This window comes from Sphingomonas sp. (genome assembly GCF_048594985.1).
Taxonomy (GTDB): Bacteria; Pseudomonadota; Alphaproteobacteria; order Sphingomonadales; family Sphingomonadaceae; genus Sphingomonas_I.
The window spans coordinates 1-10,731 of sequence record NZ_JBMDXG010000183.1; the positions used below are offsets into that span (position 1 = coordinate 1).

General features: G+C 70.0%; 9 protein-coding genes. 7 read left to right on the forward strand and 2 right to left on the reverse strand.

What is annotated here, in order from left to right:
* Positions 1-1,033 (reverse strand): alanine racemase (alr, locus tag ACOJSF_RS07035; protein WP_420141503.1); only part of this gene is annotated, 1,033 nt, incomplete at its 3' end.
* Positions 1,034-1,325: 292 nt separating this feature from the next.
* Between alr and miaB the strand changes: the two genes are divergently transcribed.
* The gene (gene miaB, locus ACOJSF_RS07040; RefSeq protein ID WP_420141504.1) at positions 1,326-2,651 is read left to right on the forward strand and encodes a tRNA (N6-isopentenyl adenosine(37)-C2)-methylthiotransferase MiaB; all 1,326 of its coding nucleotides are present in this window, start codon (positions 1,326-1,328) and stop codon (positions 2,649-2,651) included.
* A gap of 234 nt (positions 2,652-2,885) precedes the next feature.
* Here miaB and ACOJSF_RS07045 read toward each other — a convergent pair whose 3' ends face one another.
* Positions 2,886-4,445 carry a winged helix-turn-helix domain-containing protein gene (locus ACOJSF_RS07045; protein WP_420141505.1) on the reverse strand — a complete coding sequence of 520 codons (1,560 nt, stop codon included), beginning with the start codon at positions 4,443-4,445 and terminating at the stop codon, positions 2,886-2,888.
* A gap of 209 nt (positions 4,446-4,654) precedes the next feature.
* Here ACOJSF_RS07045 and ACOJSF_RS07050 point away from each other — a divergent pair, with 209 nt between their 5' ends.
* From ACOJSF_RS07050 to ACOJSF_RS07075, 6 genes are all read left to right on the forward strand, one after another.
* The gene (locus ACOJSF_RS07050; RefSeq protein WP_420141506.1) at positions 4,655-5,347 is read left to right on the forward strand and encodes a PEPxxWA-CTERM sorting domain-containing protein; all 693 of its coding nucleotides are present in this window, start codon (positions 4,655-4,657) and stop codon (positions 5,345-5,347) included.
* Between the two features lie 127 nt (positions 5,348-5,474).
* On the forward strand, positions 5,475-6,101 hold the full coding sequence (locus tag ACOJSF_RS07055; protein WP_420141507.1) for a hypothetical protein: 627 nt from the start codon (positions 5,475-5,477) through the stop codon (positions 6,099-6,101).
* Between the two features lie 235 nt (positions 6,102-6,336).
* Positions 6,337-8,373 (forward strand): NAD(+) synthase, encoded by a 2,037-nt coding sequence (locus ACOJSF_RS07060; RefSeq protein WP_420141508.1) that lies wholly within the window; start codon positions 6,337-6,339, stop codon positions 8,371-8,373.
* Between the two features lie 105 nt (positions 8,374-8,478).
* Positions 8,479-9,135, forward strand: a complete 657-nt coding sequence (locus tag ACOJSF_RS07065; RefSeq protein WP_420141509.1) for a hemerythrin domain-containing protein — start codon at positions 8,479-8,481, stop codon at positions 9,133-9,135.
* Positions 9,136-9,303: 168 nt separating this feature from the next.
* Positions 9,304-9,672 (forward strand): BlaI/MecI/CopY family transcriptional regulator, encoded by a 369-nt coding sequence (locus ACOJSF_RS07070; RefSeq protein WP_420141510.1) that lies wholly within the window; start codon positions 9,304-9,306, stop codon positions 9,670-9,672.
* Positions 9,669-10,731, forward strand: a 1,063-nt coding sequence (locus ACOJSF_RS07075) for a M56 family metallopeptidase (protein ID WP_420141511.1), incomplete at its 3' end; no start/stop codon positions are given. The genes ACOJSF_RS07070 and ACOJSF_RS07075, both read left to right, overlap by 4 nt.

Here is a 10,731-nt window from a genome sequence, read left to right on the forward strand (position 1 = left end):
CGAAGCGGTCGCCCAGCCGCGTCAGCAGCTCGTATTGCGACAGGCCCGCCATCGCCGCGAGGTCGGGCAAGTCGAGGTCGAGCCGCAGCCAGTCGCCTTCGCGCAGCGGCGCCGGGCCGAGATCGATTGCCATCATGTCCATCGAGATGCGGCCGACCACGGGCAGGCGCCGTCCGTCGTGGTGCGCGGCAAGCCCGGCAGCGAGGCGATTGAGGAGGCCGTCGGCATAGCCGGCGTTGACGATCGCGATCCTGCTGTCGCGCGGCGCGGCCCAGGTTGCGCCATAGCCCACGGTCTCGCCCGCCGCGACCGTCCGCACCTGCAGGATCGCCGCGCTGATCGCGGCGACCGGGCGGAGACCGGCGCGCTGGCGCGCGTCGCCGGGCACGGGCACCCCGCCGTAGAGCGCCAGGCCCGGCCGCGTCAGATCGAACGCATAGTCCCGGCCGAGCAGGATGCCGGCGGAGTTGGCGAGGCTGTAGCGGCGCGCGGAGACCTGCCCGCGCAAGGCGGCGAAGGCGGCCTGCTGGCGCGTGTTGAGCGCGTGGCCGGGTTCGTCGGCGCAGGCGAGGTGGCTCATCAGCGTTTCGATCGCCAGCCCTTCGAGCAGGCCCGACGCCGCCTCCGCCGCGCTCAGGCCGAGCCGGTTCATGCCGGTATCCACCATCACGTCGCACGCGCCCCCGCCTGCCCCCCGCCAGCGGGCGACCTGTTCGGCGCTGTTGAGCACGGGGCGGGCGGGCGAGCCGAGCGCCGTGGCCATGTCCTCCGCGCGGATGCCGTGGAGCACCGACAGCGCGACGCCGTCCGGCAGCGGCCCCAGCGCCTCCGCCTCGGCCCAGGTCGCGACGAACAGGTCGCGGCAGCCGGCGGCGGCCAGCCGCCGGGCCACCTTGACCGCGCCGAGCCCGTAGGCGTCGGCCTTGACCGCCGCGCCGCACGCCGCCCCGCCCCCGGCAGTCTTCAGGAAGCGCCAGTTGGCGACCAGCGAGTCGGCATCGCAATCGAGGCGCAGGGGGGCGGACACGGGCATCGGGGGGCGATTAGCGGGTCGTCCGGGGCGCGTCACGCACGAGAAATGTGTCGGCACCGCCACAATTTCATCATGGTAGCGATAACAAAAACGCATCCGTCTTGCCGTCCCACGCAACCGGCATTAGGCGCCACCTCACCGCTCCGGAACGGCACCGGATGACGGCCGGCACAAGACCGGGTCCAAACCGTAGGGAGAGGATGCCGTTCATCTGATCGACGGATGAGGGAAAGCGGCCCGCCCCGTGGCAGGGCCGCTTTCCTGCCTCCGGCCGCTCCGCTATGGCCCCCGCATGCCCCGCCCCGCCCCCAAGAGCTTCCACGTCAAGTCGTTCGGCTGCCAGATGAACGTCTATGACGGCGCGCGCATGGCCGAGCTGATGCAGGCGCAGGGCATGGTCGAGGCGGGCGCCGACGAGGCCGAGCTGGTCCTGCTCAACACCTGCCACATCCGCGAGAAGGCGGCGGAGAAGGTCTATTCGGACATCGGCCGTATCGCCCGGCGCGACGGCGGCCGGCCGATGATCGCGGTCGCGGGCTGCGTCGCGCAGGCCGAGGGGGCCGAGATCCCGCGCCGCGCGCGCGCGGTCGACCTGGTGGTCGGCCCGCAGGCCTATCACAATTTGCCCGCGCTGATCGCAGAGGCGGCCGCCGGCCGCGTAGCGGTGGACACCGACATGCCGGTCCTGTCCAAGTTCGACGCGCTGCCCGCGCGCCGATCGGGCGGGCCGACCGCGTTCCTAACGGTGCAGGAAGGGTGCGACAAATTCTGCACCTATTGCGTCGTGCCCTATACGCGCGGGGCCGAGGTGTCGCGCCCGTGGACGGCGATCGTCGACGAGGCGAAGGCGCTGGTCGACGGCGGCGCGCGCGAGATCACGCTGCTGGGGCAGAACGTCAATGCCTGGACGGGCGAGGACGAGGCCGGGCGGCGCCAGGGGCTGGACGGCCTGATCCGCGTGCTCGACCGGCTGCCGGGGCTCGACCGCATCCGCTACACGACCAGCCACCCCAACGACATGACCGACGCGCTGATCGCGGCGCATGGCGAGGTCGCAAGCCTGATGCCCTTCCTCCATCTGCCGGTGCAGGCGGGGAGCGACCGCGTGCTGAAGGCGATGAACCGCGCGCACGACGTGGGCAGCTACCTCCGCCTGATCGATCGGGTGCGCGCCGCGCGGCCCGACATCGCGATTTCGGGCGACTTCATCGTCGGCTTCCCCGGAGAGACCGACGCGGAGTTCGAAGAGACGCTGGCGGCGGTGCGCGCGGTGGGCCACGCACAGGCGTTCAGCTTCAAATACAGCCCGCGCGCGGGCACGCCCGCCGCGAGGATGGACGACCCGGTGCCGGCCGAAGTGATGGACGCGCGGCTCCAGCGGCTGCAGGCCCTGCTGTCCGAACAGCAGTTCGCGTTCAACCGGGCGACGGTCGGCCGGCGCTGCGCGGTGCTGATCGAGCGGCGCGGCAAGCTGCCCGGGCAGATGCTCGGCAAATCGCCCTGGCTGCAATCGGTGCTGGTCGACGGCGGCGCGATCGGCGACCTGATCGAGGTCGAGATCGCCGCGGCCGGCCCCGCCTCGCTCACCGGCGTCCGCACGGAGCGCGCGGCGGCCTGATTACGGCCGCATCGACGCGGCGGAAGTGCGCCAAAGTTTACGGAAGTTTACGCCATGACGGCGCATGTCGGCACCCGGCACGGCAGGATGGTGGACAGGTGACGCCGGTTGGAAACCTGCGTCGATGGCTTCCCTGCAATAAGAAAGAGCGCAATCCTTAAAATTGTACTCTATTTGTTCTAATTTGTCAAGGGCGGGCGGGTTTGGTTGAAAGCGGAAGCGGCCTTTCCCCGTTTAATTCAAATCGCGTCTGCGAAAGTCCGGCTGTGTGGCGCTGCGCTGCCAATAATCGTCCAGCCCCAGATAGGTCACCATGGCCGCGAATCGTGGATCGGCGCGCAGGTTCGCAGTCGGTGGCGTGAACAGGAAGCGTGTGTTGAGCCGCGACCGATCCGAATATGCGCCTTGCTCGTGCGAATAGCGGACCCGGGTGGCAACCGCGTCTCCCATGAAGAAATAGCGTCGCGCGATGTCGAAAGCGGCATCGAGCCGCCCCAGCTCCGACAATAGTTCGACGCCGATCTCGCCGAAGCCGGTGCCCTTTTGGGCTGCCGCGACAATCGCCGCCTGTGCCGCATCGACATCGGGGGCGAGACGACTGCCAAGCGCCCGGGCGCTAAACCGGATCAGCGCGAAATTCCATTCGGGGATCCCCGGCGGGCGGGCGGAGGTGTCCGCGACCATGCGCAGCGCCGCATCGGCGCGGCCGCTATAGGCATAGGTCCAGAAGCGCGAGAACCAGACCTGATATGCGCGCGGCCACAGCCGCAGCGCGCGGTCGATGACCCGGTCGCCGTCCGCCGTCCGGCCGACCGCCCACATCAGATAGGACTGCCAGTAGAGCGCCGAGGCATTGTGCTGGATGTCGCGTTCGACCGGATCGAGCGCGCCAAGCGCGTCGTGCGTCCGCCCGACCCGCGCAAGCATGCGCGACAGCCAGACGCACATTTCATGCTGGTCGGGATCCTGCGCCAAGACGGCGCGCAACGCATTCTCGGACGCGAGCCAGTTGCCGAATGGCGGCAGCGCCATCGCCAGCGCCGCCTGCGCGCTGATGTTCGCCGAATCCATCCGCAACGCGCGCCGCGCGTCCGCCTGCGCCGCGTCCGCCTGCGCCGCGCGCGCCTGCGTCCGCGCCCGCTCGCCCGAATTAAAGTAATTGGCATGCAATCGCGCCAGCGCCAACGCGCCCCAGCTTTCGGGATCGTCCGGCGCGCGCACCGCCGCCTCCCTGACCAGTGCGAGCCCCCGCGCCGTCCCCTCCGACGTACCGGCGCGCGCATCCTGCAACCCTTCGGCGCGCAAGGCTGCCACCGGATCCGACCGGCGCCATTGCCACCAGGCAAGACCGGCCGCGCCCGCCACCCCCGCCACCAACGTACTGAAGACCGTGCGGCGATCGGGTTGCCAAGCCGTGAGGCCCACCGGCGGCGCGGACCGGTCCTCGGCCGAAGCTGCCCCGGCCTCCGTCAGCCGATAGCCGACCTTCACCACCGTTTCGACCTGGAACGCGCCGCCGCCAACCGTCTCGGCAACGCGCCGGATCACGCCGATCGTACGGTTGATCGCATCGTTACCGACGATTCGCCCGTCCCAGCAGGCATCGATCATCTGGTCGCGCGTAACCACCTCGTCCGGATGGTTGGCCAGGAGCACCAGCACCTGCATTACCCGGGGCTCGAGGATCTCGCGCCCGCCGGGACCCGTGATTTCGCGCGTCGCAGGGCGTACCTCGCTCGTCCCCAATCGGAAGGGGGCGGTCGCGGCGAGACTGATCGATGGCGTATCCGACATGAGCGAAGCCCGCATAGTGCCGCCCGACATTTCAGGAATATGACAACGGGATCAATCCGGTGCCGAGCGTGCCGGGCGGTAGAGCGCGCGCGCGGGCATGCGAAGTGCCCTCGCCACTTCATCGTCATTTCATCGGCTCGCCATCCTTGAGGTTGCCGGGCGGTTAACGACAAGCGGCCCGCCGACCAACGATCAGAAGGGGTTGTCCTGTGAAGTATCTTGCCATGTCCGTAGCGGCGCTTGCCGCCGCTTCCGCATCCGCGCCGGCCGCCGCCGCCGTGACCACGCTCACCTTCTCCGAGCCCGTCTGCGGCGCGTCGGGCGATCAGGGTTGCAGCAATTACGCCCAGATCGGCCAAGGTTACGGGGACAGCGCGGGCGCCGACGTGCAATATCGTTCGATCACGACGGCGACCGGCGTGACGTACGAACCGTTCCTGAAATATTGGAGTGGCTATGGCGACCTGCCGGGCGTGGTCTGGGGTGGAGCCGGTCAATCGGGATACACGTCCGAAATCGTCATCGCCGCCGCCGCGGGATATGAAGTGTCGTTGATCGGCTTCGACTTCGCCACCTATCTCGACCGTTCGGCGACGGTGCCGTTCGCCATCACCTCGCTCAGCGGGGCAGCCATCTACACCGGCACCGTCGGCACCGGATCGCCGACCCACGCCGCACTGGCGATCAACAGCGCCTATTTCGGCGACGGGATCCGCCTACGGTGGGGGCCGGACGGCTATGACGTGGGGCTGGACAATATCGCATTCGACGTTCGTGTGGCCGACACCGCCGCCGTGCCGGAGCCCGCGTCCTGGGCGTTGATGATCGGCGGGTTCGGCCTTGTCGGCGGATCGCTGCGCAATCGTCGGAGCGCCCTGCGCCTCGCCCGATCCGTCGATTGACCGGCCATTATCAGGGCAGCCGCCGCCGTGAGGCGGAGGTCGCCTCTCTCCGCCCGGCAGCGGAAACGCGCCTGAACGATCCACGCCCCTTCAAAGCGGAGGGCGATGCGCCTATCTTGCGCGCCGGATGATCCCGGGAGCGGGCCCGCATCCCGGCCGGGATGCGCCGCCCCGGCAGCGCGAAGGATGCAGGCTGAGACGAGCCGGGTGGATCGCGGGCGTCGTGGCGGCGGTGGCGAGCGCGCCGTGGGCGGCGGCGCAGATCCCGTCGTCGGGCACGATCTCGGTCGAGCAGGCGGCGGATGCGACCGGGGCCGAGGCGCCGCCCCCGCTGTTCGTCAACGCACTGGGCGAGGTGCTGGCGACCAAGGGGTTCACGACGCTGGAGCAGCCGGGCCACGCGGCGCTGGTCGCGGACCTGCGGCTGACGCGCGAAGAGGTGGGATCGGCGGCGGCGGACGTGCCGGTCGACCGCGCGGTGGCGAGCCCCGGCGGCGTCGGCGGCAGCGTGGGGGCCGGGATCAGCGTCACGCTGCCGACCGCCAAGAAGAGCCTGGCGCCGCTGGTGCGGACGCGGCTGGAGCTGCGCATCCGCAAGCGCGGCGAGGAGGCGATCCTGTGGCAGGGCAGCGCGATCACCGTGCGGCCGGCGGGGACGAAGACCGGGCGCGACGAGGCGGTCGCCGCCGACCTGAGCGAGGCGGTGCTGCGCAGCTTTCCCGCGCAGCCGGGCGGGGTCGTCACGGTTCCCTGATCGGGGGCGGCCTCACTTTCGCTCGCTTGCTTTCGTTCGCCCTGAGCCTGTCGAAGGGCTGCTTCTCTTGTGCACGCGTTCCGAGAGGCGGTCTGGAGGACGGTGCTTCGACAGGCTCAGCACGAACGGTTCGGGTTGATGCCTGATGCTGTAAAGTGACGAGCGAGCGGCCACCCATGTCACCAATGCGCCCGCGCCTCGTTACAGGGGCGACGATCCGCTCTAAGGCAGGCGCATGACCGACCGTTTCCTTTCGATCCACGCCCATGGCCTCGTCCGCGTCGCGGCGGCGACGCCGGCGGCGAGCACGGGCGACGTGGGCGCGAACGCCGCCTCGATCCTGGCGCTGGCGCGGGCGGCGCACGAACAGGTGGCGGACCTGGTGGTGTTCCCCGAGCTCAGCCTGTCCTCCTACGCAATCGACGACCTGCACCTGCAAGGCGCGCTGCTCGACCGGGTCGAGGCGGAGCTGGCGGCGCTGGTCGCGGCGTCGGCGGAGCTGCGCCCGGTGCTGCTGGTCGGCGCGGGGCTGCGGCGCAGCGGGCGGCTGTATAACTGCGCGATCGCGATCCATCGCGGGCGCATCCTGGGGGTGGTGCCGAAGAGCTACCTGCCCAATTACCGCGAATATTACGAGAAACGCTGGTTCGCCGCCGGCGCGGGGCTGACCGGGCTGACGATCGCGGTGGCGGGGACGGAGGCGCCGTTCGGGACGGACCTCATTTTCGCCGCGTCGGACCTTCCCGACTTCGTCTTCCATATCGAGATTTGCGAGGATTATTGGGCGCCGATCCCGCCCTCCTCCTACGGCGCGCTCGCCGGGGCGACGATCCTGTGCAACCTGTCCGCATCCAACATCGTGGTCGGCAAGGAGCGCGAGCGCGACCTGTACGGCGCGTCGCAATCGGCGCGCGCGACGGCCGCCTATATCTATTCGGCGAGCGGGCCGGGCGAGAGCACGACCGACCTCGCCTGGGACGGGCAGGCGATGGTCCACGAACTCGGCCATCTGCTCGCCAAGTCGGGCCGGTTCGACCATGAGCCCGAGCTGATCGTCGCCGATGTCGACGTCGGGCGGATCGCGCAGGCGCGGATGCGGTTCGGCACGTTCAACGACACCGCCGCCGCGCACGACCACCCCGAGGCGCGCTTCCGCCGCGTGAGCTTCGCGGTCGAGCCCGATTTCGCCGATGTCGGGCTGAAGCGCGTGGTGCCGCGCTTCGCCTTCGTGCCCGACGATCCCGCGCGGCTGGACGAAGATTGCTACGAAAGCTTCAACATCCAGGTCGAGGGGCTGGCGAAGCGGATGCAGGCGACGGGCGCGCGCACTTTGGTGATCGGCGTGTCGGGCGGGCTGGATTCGACGCACGCGCTGATCGTCGCGGCCAAGGCGTGCGACCGGCTGAGCCGGCCGCGCTCGTCGATCCTCGGCTTCACCATGCCGGGCTTCGCCACCAGCGACACGACGAAGGGCAATGCCTGGGCGCTGATGGACGCGCTGGGCGTGACCGGCGCGGAGATCGACATCCGCCCGTCCGCGACCCAGATGCTGCGCGACCTGGGCCACCCGTTCGGGGAGGGCGAGCCGGTCTACGATGTGACGTTCGAGAACGTGCAGGCGGGCTTGCGCACCGATTACCTGTTCCGCCTCGCCAACCAGCGCGATGGCTTCGTCGTCGGCACGGGCGACCTGTCCGAACTCGCGCTCGGCTGGTGCACCTATGGCGTCGGCGACCAGATGAGCCATTATGCGGTCAATGCCGGCGTGCCCAAGACGCTGATCCAGTTCCTGATCCGCTGGGCGATCAAGACCGGGCAGTTCGACGGCGAGGCGAACCGCATCCTGACCGCGATCCTCGGCACCGAAATCTCGCCCGAGCTGGTGCCCGCCGACGCCTCCGGCGCGATGCAAAGCACGGAGGCGCGGATCGGGCCGTACGAGCTGCACGATTTCTTCCTGCATTATACCGTGCGCCATGGTCTCGGCCCGGCGAAGATCGCCTTCCTCGCCTGGCATGCGTGGCGCGACGCGGCGGCGGGGCGCTGGCCGATCGACTTTCCGGAGGAGGGGCGCAACGCCTACGACCTCGACACCATCCGCAAGTGGCTGGAGGTGTTCTGCTACCGCTTCTTCCAGATCAGCCAGTTCAAGCGGTCGGCCATTCCCAACGGCCCCAAGGTTTCCGCCGCCGCGAGCCTGTCGCCGCGCGGCGACTGGCGCGCGCCGTCCGACGGCGTGGCGGGGCCGTGGCTTGACGCCTTGCGCGGTTGAGCGCGCCGACGCGCATTTCGCGAAGCAAAGTGAGAACTTATCCGTCCCTGTGCCGTTGATGCCCCTGATCCGGCGCGCCGTCGCGCGTCCGTCAGGAGCAAGGACATGGCCACGCAGACCCGTACCCGGAACACCCAAGCCACCCGCAACAAGCGTTCGGAAGCCGCGCAGGACGAAGCGCGCGGTTCGGACGGCCGCTTCAAGAAATCGGGCTTCTCGATTGAGGGCAAGGGCGCGGTGATCGGCGCGGCGGCGGCGGGGCTTGCCGTCGGGCTGGCGGCGAACGTCGCGCGCAAGCTCGCGGTCCAGTCGCCGACGATCCTGTCGGGCGAGTGGGACCAGGCGCTCGCCAACGAGCACAAGCTGACGCTGAAGGTGTTCGACGCGATCGAGGCGACGAGCGAGGCGCACCCGACAAAGCGCGCGGCGCTGCTGATGAACCTCAAGCACATGCTCGCCAAGCATGCGCTGGAGGAAGAGAATACGATCTATCCCGCGCTGCGCGAGGCGGGCGAGATCGAGGCGGCGGACGAGCTCAACAAGGATCACGGCTACGTGAAGCAGTATCTGTACGAGCTGACCGAGACGCCGAAGGATTCGCCGGCCTGGATCGCGAAGGTCCGCCAGTTCCGCAGCGACATCGAGAAGCACATGCGCGAGGAGGAGACCACCCTGTTCCCCCGCCTGCGCGCGAAGCTGAGCGCGGAGAAGAACAAGGAACTGACGGTCGCGAGGAACAAGGAAGGCCTGAAGCTCGCCTGACGCGCGACATCCCCCTTCCGAAATGAGGCCGGCCCTGCCCCGCCGCCCGGACCTGTCCGGGTGCCGGGGGCAGGGCCGGTGCCGTCCGGGGCGAAAATCCCCCCGGCGCCAGTTGACGATTACGGATGTAGTCTGTTACGGCCACATTCGTAATCGGAGACTCGGATCATGCCCGACCGGATCAGTGAAGGCGAACATGCGGTGATGGAGGTGCTGTGGGCGGACAGTCCGCTCACGGCGGCCGAGGTGGCGGAGCGGGTCGATCCCGCGCGCGGATGGAGCGAGAGCACGATCAAGACGATGCTCGCGCGCCTGCTCGCCAAGGGCGCGCTGCGGCACGAGGAGGATGGCCGGCGCTATCTCTACAGCCCGGCGGTCGAGCGCGACGATTATGCCGCGCGCGAGACGCGCCGGCTGGTCGACCGCCTGTTCGGGGGCCGTGCCGCGCCGCTGGTCGCGCAGCTCGCGCAGGAAGAAGCGTTGAGCGAAAGCGACATCGCCGAACTCGAAGCGCTGCTGAAGGAGCTCCGGTCGTGATCGCGTGGCTGGTCGAGGCGATGATCGCCAGCACCGTGCTGATGCTGGTTGTGCTCGCGCTGCGCGGGCCGGTCGCCGCGCGCTTCGGCGCGCGCGCCGCCTATCTGTTGTGGCTGCTGCCGGTGCTGCGGCTGGCACTGCCGCGCCTGCCGCACGCGCCCGAGCCGATCAAGGCGATGCCGATCCGGTTCGATTTCACGCACCTGGCCAACATCCAGCCCACCCTGCCCGCGCCGGTCGAGGCGGTGGCCGCAACGGGCCCCGACTGGGGCCTGATCGCGATCGCGCTATGGCTGGGCGGCGCGGCGGTGTTCCTGTTCCGCGAGCTGGGCCGGCACCGGCGCTTCTTGCACACGGCGCTGCGCCGTTCCGACCATGGATTCATGCTGGGCAGTGTTGCCGTCCGCCGCAGCCGCGCGGTGCGCGGGCCGCTGGCGACCGGGCTGATCCGCCGCTTCATCCTGCTGCCCGAGGATTTCGCCCGGCGTTACAATGCCGAGGAGCAGCGGCTCGCGCTGGCGCACGAGCTGGCGCACCACCAGCGCGGCGACCTGTTCGCCAACCTCGCGGCCCTGCTGGTCCTGTCGCTCCACTGGTTCAATCCGGTCGCGCACCGCGCCTATCGCGCGTTCCGCGCCGATCAGGAGAAGGCATGCGACGCCACCGTGCTGAACGGGCGGCCGCATTGCGCCGAGGCCTATGGCCGCGCGCTGGTGAAGTCGGCGCGCGCGCCGATGCGGGCAACCGCCTGCGCGCTCGGCCCCGCCGCCGAGCTCAAGGAGCGGCTGACCATGATCGTCCGTCTGTCACGGTCCGCCCGCAGCGGGCGGACCGGCCTGGCGCTGGCCGGCGCGGTCATCCTGTCGGGTCTTGCGCTGACCGCGTCGGGCGGGATCGCCGCGACCACGCCGATCACGGCGTTGCGCCCCACGCCCACCGCGCTCGCGATGCTGGCCCCGGCCGCGCCGGAAGCCCCACGGCCGCCCGAAGCAGCGCAAGCGCCCGCCGCTCCCGAAGAGCCCGAGGCTCCCGACGCGTGGAGCGCGGAGGATGCCGCCG

Coding starts and splice junctions, on each gene's coding strand:
- miaB (WP_420141504.1), top strand. CDS start 1,326: ATGCCCCGCCCCGCCCCCAAGAGCTTCCACGTCAAGTCGTTCGGCTGC.
- ACOJSF_RS07045 (WP_420141505.1), bottom strand. CDS start 4,445: ATGTCGGATACGCCATCGATCAGTCTCGCCGCGACCGCCCCCTTCCGA.
- ACOJSF_RS07055 (WP_420141507.1), top strand. CDS start 5,475: ATGATCCCGGGAGCGGGCCCGCATCCCGGCCGGGATGCGCCGCCCCGG.
- ACOJSF_RS07060 (WP_420141508.1), top strand. CDS start 6,337: ATGACCGACCGTTTCCTTTCGATCCACGCCCATGGCCTCGTCCGCGTC.
- ACOJSF_RS07065 (WP_420141509.1), top strand. CDS start 8,479: ATGGCCACGCAGACCCGTACCCGGAACACCCAAGCCACCCGCAACAAG.
- ACOJSF_RS07070 (WP_420141510.1), top strand. CDS start 9,304: ATGCCCGACCGGATCAGTGAAGGCGAACATGCGGTGATGGAGGTGCTG.